The organism is Sphingomonas sp. CFBP 13733 (assembly GCF_014841795.1).
Taxonomy (GTDB): domain Bacteria; phylum Pseudomonadota; class Alphaproteobacteria; order Sphingomonadales; family Sphingomonadaceae; genus Sphingomonas; species Sphingomonas aerolata.
The window spans coordinates 443,366-463,846 of sequence record NZ_JACYUP010000001.1 but is presented as its reverse complement, the minus strand read 5'-3'; the positions used below and the strand labels follow the sequence as shown (position 1 = coordinate 463,846).

Here is a 20,481-nt window from a genome sequence, read left to right as displayed (position 1 = left end):
ACGCCTCGATTCAGCACGCTTTCGGGAACCGCTCACGACCAAGCGTGTTGAAAAGGTGGTAAAAAGCGTGTGTATTTTAACTGCCATCCTGTCACCGGAACCCGATCAATGCCTGTTATGTCCCACCGACCCGAGCGCGACCAGCCCTCGTTTCACCGCGTCGATCAGTCTCCGCCACGCCTGTCGGACCGCTATGGTGCGGACAGGCTTGACGCCCTTTACCGGCGTGCCGCAGCCGATCGTGACCGATTTCGCCAGCAGCAGTTGATCGCGATGCAGCCAAGCCTGCTCGAACGACTGCTCGGCAAGTTCCGCCGCTAGGAAGGGGTCAACTGACTGCTACACGCCGACCGGGAAGGTCGTCGCATGGCGCAGTCCCTGTATTTCCGCCCAGGTGATGGGCCGGTCACGACCGACGCATTCTATGATCAATGCGTCGGCATCCTCGGCGGCAAGTTCGTCCGCCGCCTTGATCATGTCTTCCAGCGAGCCCGTAGCGAGCTGCTCATTCGCGATCGGCACCGCGTCCTCGCCGTCGACAGGGCTTTCGGTAACCGCGCGTCGGAGCAGTTTTGCCGGCATTTTCCACATTGTCTTGAACACGTTTACGCTCCAGCCCCCTGGCACTACCGCAATGCCGCAGGGTGCCCCAATGGTCCAGACCATCGCCGCACGCCTGCGCCGATCGCAGCATCCCACGCGACGAATCGCACGATCCATCCGATACGGGCGAATTTGGCGTTGTCGTTGCGGACTGGGGTCGAACAGCACGTCTCTAACGGCATCCGCGGCAGAGCCCAAGGCCGATGCGGTAATGTTGCCAATGGGCCGTCGATCGCGCGCATGGGACGCAGGGCAGGGGCGGACCCGGTCCTTACTCTCAGGACGTCTCTAGCGAAGATCTGCGCCCCGTATTCTTCGAAGCGCAGATCGATTTTCAAGGGCTGGGCCTTCAAGTGCCTCCGATCAGGCCGGCGGGTTGCCCGTCCCGCCATTAAGTGAAGCGGAATGTTTGTGGGCATCGATGGAGGAGGTTCGGTCAGGCGTCGCATCCGCGCTGCTCCCGGCGAGCATGCCGTTCAACGAACTGCCGGTCATGCCAAGTTCCGCCATCAGGCCATCGATGAGCGGGCCGCCGACGCGGTAGCGCATAGCGGCTGCGACCGCAGCGTCGGCGAGGTTGCCTTGGCCGCCCCCGGAGGCGCCATCGCTGCCACTGTCACCGTGCAGGCCCCGCGCATCCAGGATGCTGATCTTGTCGATGTTCTCCATCGGCTTGCTCGCCGCAGCGATAATCGCGGGCAACGCTTCTAGCATTGCGCGGCGGATCAGCAGTGCGGTTTGCGAGTCACTCAGCAAGTTGGTTGCCTCGTTCAACGACGCCTGACCTGCCGCGTCGACCTTGAAGGCCGCCTCGCGCCCTTCCGCGCGCGCCTTCTCTGCATCTGCTTCGGCGGTTGCTTCAGTACGCAGGGCGCTCGCACGAGCTTCCGCGGCTTCCTTTTCGGCCGTTGCAGCAACGGTGATGCCAACGGCGTCTTCCTGCGCGCGCTGGGTGGCGGCAATCACGGCCACGTTCTTGTTTCGGTTGGCGATCTCGGTCGCCTTGGCAGTAGCGACGCTTTCCTCAGCGCGGACGGCCAGTGCGCGCGCCTCGTTGGCTGCAGCGGTGGCAGTCGATTCCTCTTCCGACTTCTGCGCGGTCTGCACCGCAGTCGTGATGCGTGCGATCTCGATCGTCCTGTCGCGCTCGATCGTCGCGGTCTGGATCGCGCCGTCACGAGCAATCGTGGCGGTCTGGATCACCTTGTCGGCTTCGGTCTGCGCGACGGTCTGCGCCTGGCCCGCGGTGATGCGGGCGATCTCGGCGAGGCGGGTCTGCTCGGCCTCGGCGGTGGCAATCGCGGTGGCCTGTTCCGCACGGCGCGCAGACAGCGTCTGCTCCTGCGTCAGGCGCGCCTGTTCGGCGGCCTGCGCGATCTCGAGCGACTGGTTGTTGGCGTCGAGGTTACGCTGTTCGATCTCGACGCGGTTGGTTGCGACGATGTCGTTGCGGATCTTCTTGCGCTCCTCGATCGTCCGCGTGAGCACGGTCAGCCCCTCGGCGTCGAACGCGTTGTTCTCGTTGAAATGCTCGAACGCCGTCTGGTCGAAGTGCGTGATGCTAACGGACTCGAGCTGGAACCCGTTCATGTCCAGGTCGGTCATCAGCGCCTCCTGCACCTTCTGGATGAAGTCGGCGCGGTTGGCGTGGAGGTGCTCCATCGTCATCGTCGCCGCGACCGAGCGCAGCGCGGACACGAGCTTGCCGTCGAGCAGCGACTTCACCGCGTCGGGGCTGTTGACCGAATCGCCAAGCGTCTGCGCCGCGGCGGCGATCGATTCCGCGTCGGGCTTCACCTTGATGTGGAACAGCCCGACGACGTCGACGCGCAGCTTGTCGAGCGTGATCAGCGCGTCCTTGTTAAGGCGCGAGACCTCCAGCTTCACCGTCGTCAGGCGGACCTGCATCAACTCATGAAGCACCGGGATCACCATGATGCCGCCGTTGAGCACGACTTTTTCGCCGCCGAAACCGGTGCGGATCAGCGCAACGTCCTTGGTTGCGCGCCGGTAGAGCCGAGTCAGAATGATGCCGATCACGACAAGCGCGAACAGCACGATACCGGCGTAGATAAGGACGTTCAAAAGCTGTGCGGGCATGAAACCCTCCCCGGTTATGATTGTGGTCAGATCGACTGCAGGAGCGCGTTGGCGTCGGGCAGCGCGTAGAAGAGTTTGCCGTCGCGGCGGACGATCAGGGCGGTCTCGCCGGTGGCGATCACGTCCGCGTCGTCGTGCGGCTCGACCATGATGAAGTGCGCCTGACCATGCTGATCGACGATCTTTGCACGGGCCGGCGATCCGCGGCGGGCGGTGCCTTCGAGGATGGTGCCGCGGCGGCGGAGGAAGTCGTCGGTGGAGATCACACTGGTTTCGTAGCCGGGCATGATCCGGGCAAGCCCGTTCGCGGCGAGTGTGTTGAGCAGGCTGCCGGCGACCAGCGCACCACCCGAGGCGAGACCCCAATGCAATGGGCCGCCGGTCAACGCGGTCGCGCCCTGCTGAATGGCTATCCCGGTCAGCGTGAAGCAGCCGAGTAATGAGGTCAGCCAGATCAGGATCGGCAGTTCGTGACCGAGCCCTAGCCAGTCGAGCACGCCGCTATCGGTTTCGGCATAAACGTCCGCGTCGAGATCGAGATTGCCGAGCCCAAGGCCGATCGCCTCGATCAGCCCGATCCCGACCATTATCACGAACGCGATCGCGAACGGCGCGTAAGCGGGCGTCAGGAAGATCGCGAACATAAGCCGTGGCGCTGCTGGGGGCTCTGCTTGTGCATCGGCGAACTGGTAGCGGACAGACGACAACGCTTCGTTACGAAACGCCGGCCGATCCGGATTTTGAACTCCATGTGTCGATGCTCCCCGAAGGGAGGCTAGCCCTGCGCCAAGACATTCGCAACGCGCGCTGAGGACACCGCCCGGGTTTGGATTCATCATCTGCACAGGATCTGCACGACAATCGAACCGATCGGACGCGGACCTCGCGATCTGACGCTCACGGGACCGGTGCAAAGCAGATCCTTGATAATCGGGGAGCGCGCAGATGAACCGTCATGGAAGACTGATGGCCGAGATCGGCGCGATTGGCTTTGCTTTCCGGCGCCGGATTGGCGGTGGTACTCGTCGACGATCCAAGCTTCCTCGGCTGGGTTCTGTTCTGGACGGCTGTCTCGCTTGCCGCACTCCTGCCGCGGCAGCGGTTCGACGATGCGCTCGCCTGGGCGCGCAGGCTCGGCTGGCACGCGATATCCGCCGCCATTGCGCCGCTGAAGGATGCGGCGCGGCTGTCGATAGTCCGCCAGCGTCGAGGACTGCCCTCCAGCGGCTTCCGCGCTATCGGGGCCGTCGTAGCGTTGCCTTTGGTAGGCGGCGCGACGTTCCTTGGGCTGTTCGCGAGCGCCAACCCGCTGATCGGTCGGGCGTTTTCGCAAATCGTGCTGCCGGATCCGTGGGCGACGACCTGGCGCGCGCTGTTCGGCCTCTGCGTGTTGATCACCATCTGGGCAAGCCTGCGGCCAAGTCCTTATACGACGGGTCCATCGCGTTTCGGCGATCGCTCGATCGGTACGGTGTTCGAGCCGGGGGTGGAGACGCTGACCCTCTCACTCTTGACGTTCAATACGATTTTCGCGGTTGAGAATGTGCTCGACATTGTGTTCCTGTCGAGCGGCGCGGGACTGCCCTCGGGGTTGACGATGGCGGACTATGCGCACCGTGGCGCCTGTTCGTTGATCGTGACAGCACTCCTCGCCGGCGTGTTCGTGCTGTTGGCATTACGTCGGGGCAGTGCAGCGGCGGCGAGCCCGCTGGTGCGGCGGCTGGTGACGGTCTGGCTCGTCCAGAACCTGCTGCTGGTCGCGTCGAGTGCATTGCGAACGCTCGATTATGTCGACGCCTACGGGATGACGGTGCTGCGACTGTCGGCACTCGCACGGATGGGGCTCGTGGCCACGGGCCTGGCGCTGATCGGCTGGCGATTGCTTGTCGATAGGTCGGCGGCGTGGCTGATCAACGCCAATGCGCTGGCGGCTGTGACTGTTTTGGTGACGGCGAGCGTTGTGGATCTTGGCGCGGTTGCGGCGGCTTGGAATGTTCGCACAGCGTTCGAAATGGGTAAGGCGGGGCCGCCGCGCGACCTTTGCTATATGGGGCTGCTGGGGCCATCGTCGCTCGTCTCGCTGGCGAAGCTGGAGCAGCATGCACGCGAGCCGCAGCTGCGCGATCGTCTGACGTATCTGCGGTTGGAACGTCAGACCGAAACGGCAGATGCGCAGGCCGATTGGCGTCTGTGGACCCCGCTGTGACGGGCTGATCCTGCCGCCGCCCAGGATAGAGATTCGATCAGCGCCGCCGTCCGCTCCGACGCCGAACACGCCCTCACTTGCCGCTTTGTCGAAGACGGTTACAGTGTTGAAAAGGTCGCGCTGGTGGAGCCGAGGGGAGACTAAGCAGTCCCCTTGATGCCACACCAACTCAACCACTTAGCTCGCCGTTCCGGCGCCATGTGTAACAGCCCCTGTGTATCATACAAGGCCTGCAAAATGCATGCGCAGCAACGTCCCTGATACGGACTGGCTTCGGCCCGCGCAGCGCTCTAATCGACCGACATGCGCATTAGAAGCATCGCCAGCCACCTCCGACCTTACTTCATGCTTGCGCGGCGGCGGACGACCGTCAATCACGCGTTCGCGGCAGCCGTAGCGCCGTCCGACACATACGACGAAGCAACCGTATTTGAGGCAATGTTGGTCCTCGGCCTCGATCCCATTGGCGACCTAGATTGCGCCTATTGTGGCGAAGCTGCCGATACTTGGGATCACATATTCGCGACAGTGCAGAATAGCCGGTTCAGCGGTCATGGTCACCGGCTGGGCAACCTCCTTCCCTGCTGCAAGCCGTGCAACTCGAAAAAGGGAAACAAGCCTTGGCAAACGCATATCCGCTCCCTGCCAATGAACGACGAGGTCCGGGCGGAGCATGAACGGCAGATCGGTGCGTTCGTTGCCCGCTACAGTGTCATCGAACGGACAGTGGTCGACACGCCAGATCACGAGCGCCTCGAAGCAATCCGCCTACAGGTTCTCGCGCTGTTGGCCGAGGGGGATGAGGTCGCGGCACGGATTAGAAAGGCTGCGGTAACATATTAGATCACGGAAAGACGGGTGCAGGCGCATTGTCTCGCATCATGCCGTGCTCAACGGTCAGACGGTCATCTTCGGCAATGATACGCCCGGTCCTCCCCGCACCGTCCCCTCAATTTTTCTGATTTTCAGGGGCTCTTACCGAGGTGAGCACGCCCTGAAACGCTCTCTAGCACTACGGTTTTCGCCGCCTCCGACCGATACATGATCCCCTCAATCCTACTGATATTCACTGGGGCGAGATCAGTTACTTGTGTTGCCTCCCTGCCAAATATTGTGGCATATTCGTCGACAGGTAGCGCCGATCCTAGAACGGTCTTTGTATCATCAGGCTATCGCCGCCTGATCAACCGTGCAGTGCGTACTAGCGGCCTGACTATGTAGTAGGCCCATGTTGACCTTGCGAAACGTGCGTGTGCTACGGGCATCGACGATCTCATACAGTGTTTGTGTATTGCTATCTACGACGGTGCCGGAATGCCCTTTGCTTTCGCAGGTGATCTGAAAGTTCTTGAGATTTGAGAGAGCGTCGTTGCGGAGGGTGATGTCAACAACGAGAACGTTACCGAAGCCCTCTTTCCGCCCACGAACATTCTCAACCACCGCACCCTCTTCCGGGTTCTCGCGAAGCACATCGAGACTTTTCACCTTGTTCGCCATTTCGAGCCTTTTGCGGGCATATTCCGCGTTCGCGGGAGCGAGGGCCACGATGTCATTCCAAAACGCCAGACGGGCCTCGTAGTCGCGATCCTTCAAGCTCTTGAGGTCCGAGAGCAAACTATTGATCTTGACCGTGTTCTGACGCTCCAGCTTTCGGCCCTCGGCGACGTTTGAACGGCCAGGTTCTCCGGTGGTCTGATTGCCCGACGCGACCACGCTACTCGTGGCGTCCCTGTCCGTGGCCGTGGTAGCCCGCGACGCATCCTTCGCATCCGAGGGTATGGCCAACACTCCCACAAGGAAAAGCAGGCTTGCGACGATCACGCGGCCTTTGTCAGAGAGCGCTGGCTTCCCCTGCGCACGAACCTGCTCGAACATCCGCGTCCACCCCATGAAACCGCAGAGAGCAAAGGCGATGGCCGAGATGCTGCCGCCGTAAACAAGGAGGACGATTAGTGCGATGACAACCGCGACGACGGCGAACTTTTCCGGCCAATCCAGTTGTCGCGTTGCAGGACGGCTCACCGGAGGCACCCCGCGTACTCATTCCGACCATAAGCCTTCAAACTTCCAAGACGCGTGACCCGCACCCAGCCCTCCTTCTAAAATCCTGCAACGCGTTGCATCCGATGAGTTACACTAACCGGACGCGGAAGTCGGAGAAAGGCCGAACTACACTCATCGTCTGATGACGGATCAGTGACGTTCGCGCCAATCAGCGTCGATGAACGTGCGGGAACGACTAGGTGCGAATGTGAGGCGGCTGAGAGAAGCCGCTGGCTACTCGCAAGAGGCGTTCGGTCACATGTCCGACATTCATCGCACCTATGTCAGCGACGTGGAGCGCGGCAGGCGAAATCCGACCATCGACGTGGTGGAGAAGTTCGCGGTTGCGTTGAAGGTTCGAACGGGCTCGTTGCTTGATAACCCAGCAGAGCTGGATGCCGGTAAACAGGTGGACGGGTGACGATCATCCCCACGCCACGGCGGCCGTTGCCGGTCATGCCTCTGCCCGCGCGGACGCCTCTGCCTTATGAGCGGTTTCGCGCCAGCTATCCCAATTTCGTTGAAAAAATCCGTGAAGGCGAACGCTATCGGAAACACGTTCTCGCTTCTCTTGGCGCGTCAGCACCGCGCGAACGCCATTCGATGGTCAGACAGGTACTGCGAGATCGGCGGCTTCATCTCGTTTACGCGTACCATACGATCCGGCGACTGGGGCAGCTTGGTACGGCGACGCCCGCTTCGATCAATGCACTGGCAATCGGGTGCAACGTGTTCGTCCCCACGCGGGGCGAACGGGTCGTCACGCGCGCAGTGAGCAAAGGAAGCGGTCACCGCCTCGTTCAAGACTTCGGTCCCCGTCGCAGGATGCATCAGGCGCTGGTCGCCGACGTCCTGCGCCAGCTACATCCTCTCCCAGAAAGCCAAATGCTTTTTCATGGAGGGATGCCGATGGCCCAAAAGGCCATCGCGACGGCCTATCAGCAGGCAGAGATGACACATGGCGTGGAGGTCGACCTAGTCGGCTTCTATGCCAGCATCGAGCCTGACCGATTGGCCGAATACCTACGGCCCTTGCCGACATCCGTCGTCGAGTACGTGGTCTGGGATACGCCCATGCGGGATGATCCTAGTGTCCATGCCGTGGTTGGCACTATGCCTGCCCCTACCTCCAGCCCTCCGGCGGGGCTTTCTTTGGGTTCCGCGACATCTCCCATTGTCGGCGAACTGATCGTCAACCTGCTTTTAGCTAGTGCGAACGAGCAAGATACGATCACGTATGCCGACAACCTGTTCATCATGGGACGATCAGAACACGAGGTGAACGCGCGTATAGACCGCATCAGAGAAGGCGTGGCGTCGCTCGAAGTCGGGGCGCTGGAGCTTAGGGTAGGTTACTCGGAGGGGCACGACCTCTCCAGAGCATTCGAGTTTTTAAAGCAGGAAGGAGTTGCCGAGGACGGGCGGTTTATTTGGCGTCCGGGGCAAGCCAAACGGATGCAGCATCAGATCGGGGGGAGTGACTACTATCTAACCGATGAAGTCATTGCGGCGGCGGAACGTCGAGTACGGCATTGGCGTCGGTCCTATCCCTCATGGCCAGAAGGTGACGTCGCGGAAGCAGTGCATCTGGCCGAATTAGCCGTATGGCGCTTCTATCGGAACGGTGACCCCTCTAACCGGACTGCCGCTGTCCATGCGGTTGTTGTGGCGTGGCTAGCCGAGGGTAATGCACGGGGATTGTTCGAATACATCCCGGTGCATCACGCCGTGTCGCAGGAACGACAAAACGATCTCATGCGGGAGCTGGAGCGATGGCGACGCATCGCTATTGGTGACCCGGTCGCCGCAGAGTAGCAATAGCTGGCGATCAGTCCATTGGAAGCGCAGCACGATCACGGGCCTCGTTTCGCGTCAACTCACACAAAGCTATCGTCTTTGGCCAATCCGCCGACGTCGCTTCGACCAACGCCAACCACGACGCCCGATGCCGAAATCTACGATGTAAGCAGAAATGGCACCGTTGACACACAGCTTGGACCACGAGCGGACGGAAGTAGTTTTCGGTGTGCATGTGCAACCTTTCCGTGGCGGGGCAAAGCGAGCAGCACGTTGGCCGGGACATCCAGCCCTTCGCCACGGCAATGTAAAGGTACTGCCACGCCGCGATGCGCTCATTGCCAGACGCCCCATTATAAGGCGCGGGCTTCGGCCAACCCCATCGGGGCAATCGTTTACCGGAAGCCAAAGCAGCCTGAACCCGTGCGAGTATCTCCATGTCGGCGAAGCCCGCCGCTTGGTCAGACGTCTCCAACCTATGCATCGTCGAGGGCCTCTCGTAACGCCTTTACCGTCAGCTCAAGGCTGAATAGCCCTTCGATCATCATCCTTAGCAGCGCCAACCGCATATCCGCCAGCGCGTCAAACGCTTGGCCCTCGACAGCAATGGCGTGCAGGTCTTCTAGCTTGCCGGTCAGCTCCGCAAACAATGCAGCAACGGATGTCATACGCTATCTGCAGAAGCTAGGACGCGATATACCGATGCTCGTCCAACATTTAGCTTTTCGGCGATCTCCGACGCGCCCAAACCGGCGGCGCGAAGGTCACGCATTTGGGCTAACTTAGCGCGCGCCGTGGGTGCGCGTCCGCGATAGCGTCCGTCCGCCTTTGCTTTGGCAATGCCAGCACGCTGCCTATCCAGCATGGTCGTTCGTTCAAACTCCGCAACTGCAGCGAACATAGTCAAAAGCATCCGCCCCGTCGGCGATATGGTGTCGACGTCAGCCCCGCCGAAGTCGAGGATACGTAAGGATACACCCTTCCGTTCCAACGTAGCAACGATACCAAGAAGGTCTGTCGTAGACCGAGCAAGTCGATCAAGCCGGGTCACGACCAACGCATCGCCATCTCGAACAAAATCGAGTGCTGCGTCCAACTCTGCGCGTGCTGCCACTGATGACACCATCTCACGGAATAAACGTGTGCAACCCGTTGCAAGGAGCGTTCGCTCCTGCGCCTCAAATCCTGCCACCTGTTCAGTCGTACTCGTTCGACAGTAACCTACCAGCACAGCCATCTCCCTTGATATTCTTATGATTTACCCGCTACGAAGGTGCTGTCAGCAGTGATCCTAACGCCGAACAATTTTTCAATTATAAGAGTTGTCGAGTATGTCTATTGCGCAACAGTTCAGTTCGGCATGCCAGTTGGCGCAGGAAATGCCGGGGCGGGTCGCAGAGTTCATAGAGATTGATAAGACCTTGAAGCGCCGTTTTCGCGAGGACAGCATGACCGACGTTCTGATCGCGTCATTCCTGCGCCTGCCCGGCCATCAGGTATCAATAGATACACCGATTGAGGCCAAGACCGGTTCTGACTTCGATCTGTTCATTGGTGTACGAGGTAGTCTCGACCTCACACATTACCGTATTCAGGCCAAGCGCCTCTCGGACCGTAAAGTTTGGCAGAATGGACGTTACATGTGCATCGACCACCGGGTCGGCGCGCCCAAAACTCTACAGGCAGACATTCTCTGCCGTTCCAGCTCACGAGGATTAATCCCGCTTTACGCATTCTACAATCATGCGAACGTCGTATCAGCGTCCAAAGGGCAAGTGGACGGCATATCACTGGCAGATGCGTTCTCAGTTCGGAGAGCAGTTCACAAAATAGTTGCCGGAGACACTAGCTATAAGTGCGTTGGAAAACTCATGCCTCTGTTTTTTCCCATGAGCACCATTCTTTGTTCGCCTACGCCAGGACGCAGCTTGGCGACGCCGTCGCAGTCGCGCGATGCTGCAGAGAGCGCCGTTACCAGCTCGCGCAATCGCTTCACCTTGGATTTAAGCGATGCGGAGAGCGCGGAGGTTGCGATACTCGCCGATGCGTTCCGTGCCCGAGCGGCGGATCGTGCGGGCGACGCCACGCGCGAGGAAACCGACGAGGTACTCCGCCGCATCCAAGAGCCAACGCCGGAAGCTGAACGTCAGGACGTTCTGCAGGTCGTCCAGTCAGTAAGAGACACCCCCCTCGTGCGGCACCTTCCAATTCCGCGTCCACGGATCATTCTCATTGGAGATGGGATCGCCGACGACCGCACGCCACAACCGCACGAATGAGGATCACTGTCTTCCAGACCCAGTGAGACAGCGCCTCACTGGGTCCTGTCCCACCCTTACGGCGCACCGCCGGGCCCAAAACGCATTGTATCACGAGGGCAAGCCCTTCTGGGCATTGTAAGCTAGCCGCAGGCCGTCAATACGTAAGCCCGGCGCGATCTGCTGATACCAAGCCTAATCGCGTAAGGAGTTGAGCAAGCCCAGGCGATTTGGCCTCGCATTCCCAGATCGTTACTACCCTCCAACCGAGTTGTTCCAGCTCCTTCTGAACGCGGACGTCTCGGCCTCGATTAAGAGCGAACTTTTCGCGCCAAAAGTCTGGATTGGATTTCGGTAAACGCGCCACGGAGCATCCCTCGTGCTGATGCCAGAAACACCCGTGGACCATAACGACCGTTCGATCTTTGCGCAAAACGATGTCCGGTTTACCGGGGAGATCTTTCACGTGAAGTCGGAAACGACGACCGGCGTGATGTAGCGCTTTTCGAACCAGAACCTCAGGTTTGGTATCTTTGCTTCGGAAGCGCGACATCAAGCGTCTGCGCTGCTCCGCGTTCATACTCGACATCCCTTCGATATATGGCCACCATAACCAAATGGCGACCCAAGAACATTTCCGCGTTAGCTCTCACCTCAAGGATGTGATCGGTCGCGATCTCGTAACTAACGAGTTTGTGGCTGTTTTTGAACTTGTCAAGAACGCGTTTGACGCAAGCGCGAGCAAGGTGGACATAGCTTTCGATAATGACGCTAGAGAGCTCTGGATCGTCGACGACGGCAAGGGAATGGACGAGCAAGCCATTCGCGATAAATGGCTTTTTGTTGCTTACTCCGCAAAGGCTGATGGGACCGAGGACGCTGGAGCCAAGCGAGACTATCGAGATCGCATCCGACCCCAGGGACAGTATGCAGGGAGCAAAGGTATCGGCCGATTTTCCTGCGACACTTTGGGTGAAGTGCTTGCTTTATACACTCGGACCACAAAGGGTAATGAGGTACAAAAGCTCTCCGTCCAGTGGGAAAAGTTTGAAGCGGACAGCAAGCAACTATTTCAAAAGATCGGCGTGCGCCTTGAGGAGGTCGACGGTTTTCCAACCGACGCACCGATCAGTATGCCGCAAGGACCCGGGACTATCCTACGGATAAGTAGCCTGAGAGGCTCTTGGCATTACGACGATATATTCCGGCTTCGGCGCTATCTCGAAAAACTCATCGATCCATTTGGCACAACTGATGACACTCCTGTATACATATCCGTCAAAGACAGTGAGCTAAGTCGCGGGCAGATCACCGATCTAGACGGGCCGGTTGGCAATAACATTCGGGATTTGCTGTCTGATAAGACAACTAAAATAAATGTCCTGATTGAAAACGGAAAAATATCGACAACGCTGACTGATCGCGGCCGTGTCATATATAAGATAACAGAGAGAAGTGAGTTCGAGGGGCTCTTGCAATCAGCCGTTCGTATGGAGCTCTTTTATCTCAATAGGAGCGCTAAGCACACATTTACTGCGCGTATGGGCGTGCGGTCGGTGGAGTTCGGAAGCGTATTTCTATTTTTAAATGGATTCCGAATATTTCCTATTGGCGAAGAGAACGACGATACATTTGGCCTAAATCGACGAAAACAACAGGGCTCAGCCCGGTATCTTGGTACGCGCGACCTGATGGGTCGCGTAGACGTCAGTGCGCCCACAAGAATGTTCCGAGAAGCATCTAGTCGCGACGCTGGGTTAATCGAGGACGCAAGGGTGCGCGACCTCTATGAAGCTGTGAAGCGAAAAGCGATTTTTCGCCTCGAACGTTACGTCGTGGGCGTGACTTGGATGGATGCAGCAGACGCGGATCGCGACGACGCTAGTGGCCTATCCCTAGCTCCTACGCGTAGCCGGGTGGTTCAGCTTATCGGTCAACTCGCGGCGTCGAAAGCTGTCGAGATCGAGTATTACGACCCCGAGATTACCGAGCTTTTTGATGCCGAGGCGAAGTCAATCGAGGGGACGTTCAAGTCCCTTTCGATAATCGCCGAAAGGCGGGGGGATAACGAACTTCTCCGCAGCATAGAAGCGGCCCGCGCACGCCAGGTTGAGCTTGAGGCGTCGGAGCGGGAGGCCGCTGAGGCAGCTCGTGAGGCGCGCGCTGCGAAGGCCTATGCAGACGAACGCATTGCGCGGTTGGAACAGCAGGCCACTTATCTCGCGTCAACGCAAGATATGACGGTGGAGCAGATGACGTTGTTGCTTCATCAAGTAATGATATATGCGGGCCATATCGGTTCGGCGGTGGACAGGGCACTTGGAAACGCGCGTGTGACTCTGGAGGCTGCTGCGGACTTGGCTGCTGGCGGAGATGACGAGGACTTACTCGATGCCGCAGCGTCTATCCGAACACGTACGCGTCGCATGGTAGATGATCTCGACTACATTCATCTAGAAAACGACAGGCTAACGGCTGTTGCCCGCTTTGCATCGAACGCTCGGTTCGATTTGGAAACCGACCTTCTACAGGGCGATATTGTCGAGTTCCTAGATGAGTATGTCAATCAGGTGAGGGCAGGGCGTGACGGTGCGTCCATCATCGCGTTTCAGGGAAATAGCTTATCGCAAGTCACCAGGTTCCGGCCGGTGGATTTGGTAGTTGTTGTCGACAATCTGCTCGATAATGCACGGAAGCACGGTGCACGCCAGCTGACCATGACTGCACGCCGCAAAAAGGGCACCAAGCTGGTTGAGGTTTTGATCTGTGATGATGGTCGAGGAATTGATGAGCAGCGAGTAGACCCCGCGAGACTTTTCGAGAAGGGTTATACATCCGGCGCAGGGGGAACGGGCTTGGGACTGTATCATTCACGTAAGGTTATGGACGAGATGGGGGGTGACATATCTCTCGACGTGGCACGGGACTCGGGTCGTGCAGATTTTGTCATGACGCTCCCGGGGCCGAAAGCATGAACCTCACATTCGGGATTTGCTGGATCGAGGATCAGGCCGCTGATGCGGAGATAGATGCGGTTCAAGAAGCGGTGCGCCAGAACGGTTTTGAGCCTGCTATACACCGGGTCGAAAAGGAGGAGGAAATCCGATCCTTTGTCGAAATACAGAAACAGTACCACGACTTCGACTTGATCTTGCTGGACTTACGTCTCGGCGGCGGCCTTCGCGGGAATGAATTGGCGACACAGATACGTGAGAACTTTCGCTCAACGCCAATCCTTTTCTACAGCGGGGAAGCGGAGGACGCGCTTAGGACAATGATGTGCGACAAGCGCATCGAAGGGGTGTATTGCGCAAATAGAGATCGGCTTGCGACCCGAGTTGCCGAACTTGTTGACGCCTTAACGCCTGCTTTAAACCGACTTTCATCAATGAGGGGGCTTGCCGCTCGAGTGGTCGCAGAGTGCGATGAAGAACTCCGCACGATTCTGCTGCATCTCAGCGTGAAGGACGGGAATGATAAAGCAATCGTCGATAGTTTGAAAAAGCGGCTCGAAGAGGGAGGAGAAATACAGAGAACCGCAGTTCAAGCGCTGTCGAGTTTGCCAGAAATGTTAGGTGGTCCGAGTGTGCCAAGCGGGGTACTTTTTACTGAGGCGCGGGAACGAGCGCGCGCAGAAAATGGTACAGATGATGTCAGAGACCTACTTCGGTCCCTTAAAGATTATAAGCAGCAGGTACTCTGGCGGCGCAACACACTAGCGCATGCTCTGGAGGAGCGGACTGATAAAGGATGGGTTATCCATCGCGTTAACGCCAAGCCGTTGACGGTTTCGGATTTCGAGCGCTACCGACGCGACTTCTTGAGCAATCTACGCGATCTCAGGCAACTTCGCGCACTTCTGATCCCGGAGGAGGCCGAGTAGAACCTCGCCGATAGCCTCTGCCAGCAGCGGCGGCACCGCGTTGCCAACCTGAGTGTATTTTGGGCAGGCTGTTTGTCTTCTTGCTCCGCCGGTGGTGTAGGGTCCCTTGAATGTGAACCAATCGGGGAACGACTGTAATCGTGCCAGCTCCCGAACGCTCATTGTTCGGGCATCGGCGTAATGGATGATATCATCCGGCAAAGTAGTAACCGTTGGTGACGGTGCATTGCCGTCTAGCGGGGTTGTAGACCGCTTACCTACTCCAAGGCGTTTTCGATCTGCGGGCGTCAGGTTTCGGCCGGGGGTGCAAGTTTCGAGGATTGTCCGCATCCGAGTTGCTGTCGCGGTAGAGTGGCGAGGTATGCGTCGGTCTGACGGTTGCATGTGTGCGTCCTGCCTCATCAGCTCCTGATAGGCGCTGAGAACAACGTCGTCGCGACGCGTGACGGCTTTAAACCCCGCCGCACCCCATTCAGGGTCCGGTAATGGCTCATCGCTGTTCAGTGCAAAATCCGACATCGCGTCGCGCGAACTAACCGGCCCGGGCCAGAGGCTACGCGATGACAGAAAATCGCGACGGGCCGTACGTAGCCGACTGAGGGCATCGACCCCGGGCAAGCTACCCTTACGAGCGGCAATGCAGATGTATCTAGGTCGACGCTGGGGCACTCCGTAGTCGGAGGCTAGCACAACGTCTGACCAGCATTGGTAGCCCAGCTCACCCAGCCTGTGGCCGACTGCGTCAGCGTACGTTCCACCACTTGCGTGAGGCATCGAAACAAAACCGCGTACGTTTTCGATGAGCACGAGCGGAGGACGGACAAGATCGACTATGTCGAGGTATGCTTCCACCATCTTGCTGCGAGGGTCGTCTGGGTTTCGCCTACCGTTCGTTGAGAAACCCTGACATGGCGGGCCTCCTGCGATTAAATCGACTTTACCCCTGAGGCTGCGAAGCTGAGCAACTTTCTGCTTCGATAGCTCGACTACGTCGTGCGGACCGAATGGAAGCCAATCCGGCCAGAGGAACGGTTGTTCATCGCCTTCTATCAAGTTGTGACGGTAGGTATCAAATGCGTCTTGATGCTGTTCAACCGCGAATAGGCATTCAAAGCCAGCTTTCCGCAACCCCAATGAAAGGCCACCACAGCCCGCGAAAAGATCAATGTATGTTGCCATCACGTTGCCTTGATGTAGCTAGTCAAACCGATTGTCCAGGTAAATGCTCTTCAATCGTAGACGCGTGTGCCTGGAGATGCGTGAGATCGAGGTCGTAGGTCACGCGCGTTAAGTAATTCCTCAATACGTCAGCACTGAGGCCGCTGCCGTACCGACGCCCCGTTTTTTTTCCGCGCGACCAGCCGCAGAGTTCGTCTTTGGGTTGCTCTGGGACATCAGCAAGATCAAGCGCCTGTTTGAACGTGTGTCGAAGGGAATGAAAAGTCAGCTTGCTGCGGCGATCACCTAGCTCAAGGTGCTTCAAGTCGCTGCTGAAACGCTTCGAAAAGTTCGGACTTTCTGCATCGTAAATATCTTTCGGGACCTCCGGAAAAAGCCCCGCGTTCGGCGCGCGTACCCGCATACGGTCAACCCATTGAAGCAGCCCTACGTCAATTAGGACCGGGTGTACGGGTATCTCTCGTTGGGCGTTATCGTTCTTGAGCTTCATATCAGGCGTCAGAACGATGAAGGGATTGCGAGTTGGTGAAAGGCGAAAATGGTCGGGCGTGAGCTGTAAAATCTCTCCTGCTCGTAATCCAGAGAAGAGCGCAATTAATGGTGCCCAGTAGCGGCTACGCCGGATGATGTGCGGGCCCGGCTTTGCAAACCCGGACTCATCATTTTGACAGCCGGTATATATCGGGCGAAGAAACAGGCGACGAAGTTCGCTAAGTTCAAACGGTAGCTTAGCCATCGAGCCGTCAGGCTTCACTCCCAAAGGCTTCAAACCCTCAGCGTAGTTTTTCTCCAGATAGTCTTCTTGTGCCGCCCAGCCAATAAATCTCGTGAGAGCGGAAAGGTACTTCTCGTGGGTCGCCCACGATAAGACAGGGTCGCCATCTTTGCGCCTTTCGAGCAAGTGATGTAAGTTCTCGCCCTCCTCCCGTCGCTTTGCAAAGTTCGGCGACAGCAGTGCAAAAGCGTCTCGAAACTCGACGCACTGCTGACGGCGAATGTCGGAAAGTGGCGCCTCACCCCCAAAAAAGGACACAATATGCGCGACCTCACGAGTGTAGCGATCTCGTGTTTTTGCGTTGTCCAGTCCAGCGATACGTTCACAAAGAAATCGCTCGGCAGCCTCTCTAACGCTGATTACCGGGCCCGCCTCACGCAGGGCAACCGTACCTCCCGATGGCGCTATTCGGCTGCTAACAAATAGTGGGTCAGTAATGGGTACGGAGAAATCGCCGTAGAAGCGCGCCTTCTCGATTGCAACCAGTTGCACAAGTGCCCGGCGAAGATACTCTCTCAGCAAGCGACTGGGATGCTCAGTCATCGGGGCGCGCATGCCCTTTCTCTGTAGTAGAAGCGTTTCAGCCCCAAGGGCGGGATGCTCCTCTCCTTCGTCGGAGTTCGGGGACTTTAAGACAGCCTCCCGGTGCTCAAGTTCCTGATATGCGGCGTCTCGTTCGACGTTGTCTCTCCATGACACAGGCACTTGCGCATCCAGCTCAAGCATCTGATCGTGAAAAAAAGCGATGGCAAGCGATGCGGCTTCCTCAGCCCGAAGCAGCGGCAAGCGGGCGTCATCTTGCCGTCTCAACCGGGCCGTGCTCGATACTATTCCGAACGGCCGAGGTTGAAACGCGCGCAAGGCCTCCGCGCGCGCGGACTCGACCCTCGTCAGAGCTAGCTTATAGTCTCCCGTATCTAGGCTTTTCCAAAAAGCTTCGCGCGGGCTTTGTTGGAGGAGGTGCGCAGGGCACCGCATCCTAAAATACCAATTAGAACTGTTTTGTCGCTTCGTTAGCCCCGATGGTCGCGCCACTTCACCCATGCCTCATGTGTAACACCAATGTGTACCAGTCTGCTATGGGAAGCCTAGGATTTCTGCGACTTCGGCAGAAAGCCTAAGCTTTTATGGTGCGTGGTGGAGCCGAGGGGAATCGAACCCCTGACCTCTGCAGTGCGATTGCAGCGCTCTCCCATCTGAGCTACGGCCCCGCGCGGTCCGGCGACGCCGGATCTTGCGATATTAGCGATGGCGCCGCCGGCATGCAATCCACCGCCGCGCGCTCTCCCTCATGTTTTGAACACGGGACATTCATCCCGAACGTGGCTCGCACGGGCGCACCCGGCAACGGCCGGCGGAACTTCGATCAGGGCGCGGGCGATTGACGGGCAGGCTCGCTGCAGACGGGCACGTCATGTGTGCTCTGCCGCTTGGCGGGGGATCCGTTCTGCGCCATACCCGAGTCATGAAACCTCAACGACAGGAGTGAAGAATGTCCCGTGCATGGAGCCTGAAGACGCGCCCACAAGGCATGCCCAAGCATACCGACTTTGAGATGATCGACGTTTCACAGTCCGAACTGGCCGACGGTGAGGTGCGCATCGCCAACCGCTGGCTCTCGGTCGATCCCTATATGCGCGGTCGCATGAACGACGTGAAAAGCTACACCCCGCCGTTCGAGCTGGGCAAGCCGATGCAAGGTGGTGCGATCGGCGAAGTCGTCGAGAGCCGGGCCGAGGGTCTGAAGGCGGGCGATCTCGTCCAGCATATGGCGGGATGGCGCGACGAAGCGACGCTGCCGGCAAACCAGGTCCAGAAACTGCCGGACCTGGCGGTCGATCCGCAGGCGTTTCTTGGGCAGCTCGGCATGCCGGGCATGACCGCCTATTTCGGCCTGCTGGAAGTTGCCGCCGCCAAGTCCGGCGATACCGTCTTCGTGTCGGCCGCGGCGGGCGCGGTGGGCTCGACCGTCGTTCAGGTCGCCAAGGCCAAGGGCATGACGGTGATCGGCTCGGCAGGCGGAGCGGACAAATGTGCCTGGGTCAAGTCGCTCGGCGCTGATGCCGTGATCGACTACAAGTCCGGTACACCGGTCGTGAAGGGACTTGGCGAGGCTGTGGCCGCGGTCGGGTCAGGCGGGATTGACGTATATTTCGACAATGTCGGCGGCGAACATCTCGATGCGGCATTGGCGCACGCCAAGCTTCACGCCCGGTTCGCGATCTGTGGCATGATCGACGTCTACAACAGCGGCGCGGCGACTGAACTGCGCTATCTCGCAAGGCTGATCGGTAACCGTATCCAGATCCGCGGCTTCATCGTCAGCGATTTCATGGATCGGGCTGCGGAGTTCTATACGGACATGGGCGCCCTGCTGAAGGCGGGCACGTTGAAGCGGCAGGAAACCGTGCATGATGGCCTCGACGCAATGCCCGACGCGTTTCTCGGACTGTTTTCGGGTGGAAATACCGGCAAGATGCTCGTCAAGCTCTGAGCATTTAGCCCCCTCCCGGTAGTGCGGGAGGGGGCATTCATTCAGATCGCGCCCGAGAAGGTGTCGCACACCTTCGGGTCCCCGCTGTCGAGACCACGGCGAAGCCAGGTCTGACGCTGCGCCGAGGTGCCGTGCGTGAAGCTGTCCGGTACGACCCGGCCCTGAGCCTGCTTCTGGAGCGTGTCGTCGCCGATCGCCTGCGCGGCGGTCATGCCCTCCTCGATGTCACCGGGCTCGAGACGGTCGCGATTCGCGGCCGCCCAGACACCGGCGAAACAATCCGCCTGGAGCTCCAACCGAACCGACAGCGCATTGCCCTCGCTCGAACCAGCGCGCTGCTGCGCGCGTGAAACCTGGCTCGACGTGCCGACCAGATTCTGGATGTGGTGACCGAATTCATGCGCGATGACGTAATCCTGCGCAAAGTCGCCGCGCGCGCCGAACCGGTTGGCCAGCTCGTCGAAGAAGCTGGTGTCGAGAAAGATTCCGTTGTCGGTCGGGCAGTAGAAGGGCCCCATCGCCGCCTGTGCTGCGCCGCAGCCTGAACGGCCATTGTCGTCGAAGAAGCTGAGCTTGGGCGCCTGGAACTGTTCGCCGTTCTTCGCGAAGATCGCGGCCCAGGTCTTCTGCGCCGAACTGAACGCGTTGCACGCGGCGCGTCGCTCGGGGTTCAGCGTGCAGATCGACTGCGCGTCGGTGCCGGAACCCTGTTCGCCGCCGCGGCCGGACCCACCTTGCGTTATCTGCCCGGAGGGTGCGCTGGGCGACGAGCCGCCACCAAGCATGCCACCGATATTGCCGAGCCCGCCGAACAGCGCCATCACGATCAACACGACGACGATGCCGCCGCACCCGAAACGGCTGCCGATCAGCGGCAGAAGGCCGAACAGAAGGCCGCCGCCTCCACCGCCCGAACCGCCGCCGCGGCCCTGATCCTCGACGTTGATGTTGGGGTCGAAATCATCGAGCCGCATGGTCTTAAGACTTTCATTCTGGAGTGGTAACGAAATGCATGGGACGATGCGGAGTTGCATCCGATTGGCTTGCCGGGTCTAATCGCATTCTGCCGACCTTTGGAAGGCATGACAAAGCGTTGTACGGCAGACGGGGCGTTCTGGCCGCGTCAAGATGGGGGACGAGACA

General features: G+C 59.1%; 19 protein-coding genes, 1 tRNA gene and 1 pseudogene. 9 read left to right on the top strand and 12 right to left on the bottom strand.

The window, feature by feature from the left end; all coding sequences use genetic code 11:
* The first annotated feature begins 108 nt into the window (after positions 1–108).
* A complete protein-coding gene (locus IFT71_RS01860) occupies positions 109–321 on the top strand; it encodes a hypothetical protein (RefSeq protein WP_152555338.1) in 213 nt (70 codons plus the stop codon).
* 18 nt (positions 322–339) lie between these two features.
* Here the strand turns inward: IFT71_RS01860 and IFT71_RS01855 are convergent, their stop codons facing one another.
* The 3 genes from IFT71_RS01855 to IFT71_RS01845 all read right to left on the bottom strand — a co-directional run bounded on the left by IFT71_RS01855 (position 340) and on the right by IFT71_RS01845 (position 3,347).
* The gene (locus IFT71_RS01855) at positions 340–666 is read right to left on the bottom strand and encodes a hypothetical protein (RefSeq protein ID WP_192138948.1); all 327 of its coding nucleotides are present in this window, start codon (positions 664–666) and stop codon (positions 340–342) included.
* A gap of 300 nt (positions 667–966) precedes the next feature.
* Positions 967–2,703, bottom strand: a complete 1,737-nt coding sequence (locus IFT71_RS01850; RefSeq protein ID WP_244654692.1) for a flotillin family protein — start codon at positions 2,701–2,703, stop codon at positions 967–969.
* Between the two features lie 26 nt (positions 2,704–2,729).
* On the bottom strand, positions 2,730–3,347 hold the full coding sequence (locus tag IFT71_RS01845) for an OB-fold-containig protein (protein WP_192138947.1): 618 nt from the start codon (positions 3,345–3,347) through the stop codon (positions 2,730–2,732).
* A gap of 371 nt (positions 3,348–3,718) precedes the next feature.
* Here IFT71_RS01845 and IFT71_RS21820 point away from each other — a divergent pair, with 371 nt between their 5' ends.
* Both IFT71_RS21820 and IFT71_RS01835 read left to right on the top strand, forming a co-directional pair.
* Positions 3,719–4,909, top strand: a complete 1,191-nt coding sequence (locus IFT71_RS21820; RefSeq protein WP_192138946.1) for a DUF4153 domain-containing protein — start codon at positions 3,719–3,721, stop codon at positions 4,907–4,909.
* Between the two features lie 303 nt (positions 4,910–5,212).
* Positions 5,213–5,752: a hypothetical protein gene (locus IFT71_RS01835; RefSeq protein WP_192138945.1), complete on the top strand. Its 540-nt coding sequence runs from the start codon at positions 5,213–5,215 to the stop codon at positions 5,750–5,752.
* A 321-nt stretch (positions 5,753–6,073) separates the two neighbouring features.
* On the opposite strand, the gene IFT71_RS01830 is transcribed toward IFT71_RS01835, so the two are convergent.
* Entirely contained in the window at positions 6,074–6,931 is an 858-nt protein-coding gene (locus IFT71_RS01830; protein ID WP_192138944.1) for a hypothetical protein, read from the bottom strand.
* Positions 6,932–7,130: 199 nt separating this feature from the next.
* Between IFT71_RS01830 and IFT71_RS01825 the strand changes: the two genes are divergently transcribed.
* Both IFT71_RS01825 and IFT71_RS01820 read left to right on the top strand, forming a co-directional pair.
* Positions 7,131–7,373 carry a helix-turn-helix domain-containing protein gene (locus IFT71_RS01825; protein ID WP_192138943.1) on the top strand — a complete coding sequence of 81 codons (243 nt, stop codon included), beginning with the start codon at positions 7,131–7,133 and terminating at the stop codon, positions 7,371–7,373.
* Positions 7,370–8,767, top strand: a complete 1,398-nt coding sequence (locus IFT71_RS01820) for a reverse transcriptase domain-containing protein (RefSeq protein WP_192138942.1) — start codon at positions 7,370–7,372, stop codon at positions 8,765–8,767. Before IFT71_RS01825 ends, IFT71_RS01820 begins: the two co-directional genes overlap by 4 nt.
* Before the next feature lie 458 nt (positions 8,768–9,225).
* On the opposite strand, the gene IFT71_RS01815 is transcribed toward IFT71_RS01820, so the two are convergent.
* Both IFT71_RS01815 and IFT71_RS01810 read right to left on the bottom strand, forming a co-directional pair.
* Complete coding sequence (locus IFT71_RS01815) at positions 9,226–9,417, bottom strand: hypothetical protein (protein WP_192138941.1); 192 nt, start codon at positions 9,415–9,417, stop codon at positions 9,226–9,228.
* On the bottom strand, positions 9,414–9,986 hold the full coding sequence (locus tag IFT71_RS01810) for a recombinase family protein (RefSeq protein WP_197975982.1): 573 nt from the start codon (positions 9,984–9,986) through the stop codon (positions 9,414–9,416). Before IFT71_RS01810 ends, IFT71_RS01815 begins: the two co-directional genes overlap by 4 nt.
* A gap of 94 nt (positions 9,987–10,080) precedes the next feature.
* On the opposite strand from IFT71_RS01810, the gene IFT71_RS01805 reads away from it, so the two are divergent.
* A complete protein-coding gene (locus tag IFT71_RS01805) occupies positions 10,081–11,028 on the top strand; it encodes a DUF6615 family protein (protein ID WP_192138940.1) in 948 nt (315 codons plus the stop codon).
* A gap of 136 nt (positions 11,029–11,164) precedes the next feature.
* On the opposite strand, the gene IFT71_RS01800 is transcribed toward IFT71_RS01805, so the two are convergent.
* Positions 11,165–11,587 (bottom strand): very short patch repair endonuclease, encoded by a 423-nt coding sequence (locus IFT71_RS01800; RefSeq protein WP_274602292.1) that lies wholly within the window; start codon positions 11,585–11,587, stop codon positions 11,165–11,167.
* A 37-nt stretch (positions 11,588–11,624) separates the two neighbouring features.
* On the opposite strand from IFT71_RS01800, the gene IFT71_RS01795 reads away from it, so the two are divergent.
* Both IFT71_RS01795 and IFT71_RS01790 read left to right on the top strand, forming a co-directional pair.
* Complete coding sequence (locus IFT71_RS01795) at positions 11,625–13,982, top strand: ATP-binding protein (protein ID WP_192138938.1); 2,358 nt, start codon at positions 11,625–11,627, stop codon at positions 13,980–13,982.
* Positions 13,979–14,890, top strand: a complete 912-nt coding sequence (locus IFT71_RS01790; RefSeq protein ID WP_192138937.1) for a response regulator — start codon at positions 13,979–13,981, stop codon at positions 14,888–14,890. Before IFT71_RS01795 ends, IFT71_RS01790 begins: the two co-directional genes overlap by 4 nt.
* On the opposite strand, the gene IFT71_RS21970 is transcribed toward IFT71_RS01790, so the two are convergent.
* The 4 genes and pseudogenes from IFT71_RS21970 to IFT71_RS01775 all read right to left on the bottom strand — a co-directional run bounded on the left by IFT71_RS21970 (position 14,837) and on the right by IFT71_RS01775 (position 18,055).
* A complete protein-coding gene (locus IFT71_RS21970) occupies positions 14,837–16,069 on the bottom strand; it encodes a DNA cytosine methyltransferase (RefSeq protein ID WP_192138936.1) in 1,233 nt (410 codons plus the stop codon). The genes IFT71_RS01790 and IFT71_RS21970 overlap by 54 nt on opposite strands.
* Before the next feature lie 22 nt (positions 16,070–16,091).
* The gene (locus IFT71_RS01780) at positions 16,092–17,630 is read right to left on the bottom strand and encodes a site-specific integrase (RefSeq protein ID WP_192138935.1); all 1,539 of its coding nucleotides are present in this window, start codon (positions 17,628–17,630) and stop codon (positions 16,092–16,094) included.
* Between the two features lie 75 nt (positions 17,631–17,705).
* Positions 17,706–17,888, bottom strand: a pseudogene (locus IFT71_RS21965) (DUF6538 domain-containing protein); the annotation flags it as partial.
* A 91-nt stretch (positions 17,889–17,979) separates the two neighbouring features.
* Positions 17,980–18,055, bottom strand: a tRNA-Ala gene (locus tag IFT71_RS01775).
* 281 nt (positions 18,056–18,336) lie between these two features.
* Between IFT71_RS01775 and IFT71_RS01770 the strand changes: the two genes are divergently transcribed.
* Positions 18,337–19,338 (top strand): NADP-dependent oxidoreductase, encoded by a 1,002-nt coding sequence (locus tag IFT71_RS01770; RefSeq protein WP_031439035.1) that lies wholly within the window; start codon positions 18,337–18,339, stop codon positions 19,336–19,338.
* Positions 19,339–19,379: 41 nt separating this feature from the next.
* Here the strand turns inward: IFT71_RS01770 and ypfJ are convergent, their stop codons facing one another.
* On the bottom strand, positions 19,380–20,312 hold the full coding sequence (ypfJ, locus tag IFT71_RS01765; protein ID WP_166747427.1) for a KPN_02809 family neutral zinc metallopeptidase: 933 nt from the start codon (positions 20,310–20,312) through the stop codon (positions 19,380–19,382).
* Positions 20,313–20,481 lie beyond the last annotated feature (169 nt).

Coding starts and splice junctions, on each gene's coding strand:
- IFT71_RS01860 (WP_152555338.1), top strand. CDS start 109: ATGCCTGTTATGTCCCACCGACCCGAGCGCGACCAGCCCTCGTTTCAC.
- IFT71_RS01855 (WP_192138948.1), bottom strand. CDS start 666: ATGGTCTGGACCATTGGGGCACCCTGCGGCATTGCGGTAGTGCCAGGG.
- IFT71_RS01850 (WP_244654692.1), bottom strand. CDS start 2,703: ATGCCCGCACAGCTTTTGAACGTCCTTATCTACGCCGGTATCGTGCTG.
- IFT71_RS01845 (WP_192138947.1), bottom strand. CDS start 3,347: ATGTTCGCGATCTTCCTGACGCCCGCTTACGCGCCGTTCGCGATCGCG.
- IFT71_RS01835 (WP_192138945.1), top strand. CDS start 5,213: ATGCGCATTAGAAGCATCGCCAGCCACCTCCGACCTTACTTCATGCTT.
- IFT71_RS01825 (WP_192138943.1), top strand. CDS start 7,131: ATGAACGTGCGGGAACGACTAGGTGCGAATGTGAGGCGGCTGAGAGAA.
- IFT71_RS01815 (WP_192138941.1), bottom strand. CDS start 9,417: ATGACATCCGTTGCTGCATTGTTTGCGGAGCTGACCGGCAAGCTAGAA.
- IFT71_RS01810 (WP_197975982.1), bottom strand. CDS start 9,986: ATGGCTGTGCTGGTAGGTTACTGTCGAACGAGTACGACTGAACAGGTG.
- IFT71_RS01805 (WP_192138940.1), top strand. CDS start 10,081: ATGTCTATTGCGCAACAGTTCAGTTCGGCATGCCAGTTGGCGCAGGAA.
- IFT71_RS01800 (WP_274602292.1), bottom strand. CDS start 11,587: ATGAACGCGGAGCAGCGCAGACGCTTGATGTCGCGCTTCCGAAGCAAA.
- IFT71_RS01795 (WP_192138938.1), top strand. CDS start 11,625: ATGGCGACCCAAGAACATTTCCGCGTTAGCTCTCACCTCAAGGATGTG.
- IFT71_RS01790 (WP_192138937.1), top strand. CDS start 13,979: ATGAACCTCACATTCGGGATTTGCTGGATCGAGGATCAGGCCGCTGAT.
- IFT71_RS21970 (WP_192138936.1), bottom strand. CDS start 16,069: ATGGCAACATACATTGATCTTTTCGCGGGCTGTGGTGGCCTTTCATTG.
- IFT71_RS01770 (WP_031439035.1), top strand. CDS start 18,337: ATGTCCCGTGCATGGAGCCTGAAGACGCGCCCACAAGGCATGCCCAAG.
- ypfJ (WP_166747427.1), bottom strand. CDS start 20,312: ATGCGGCTCGATGATTTCGACCCCAACATCAACGTCGAGGATCAGGGC.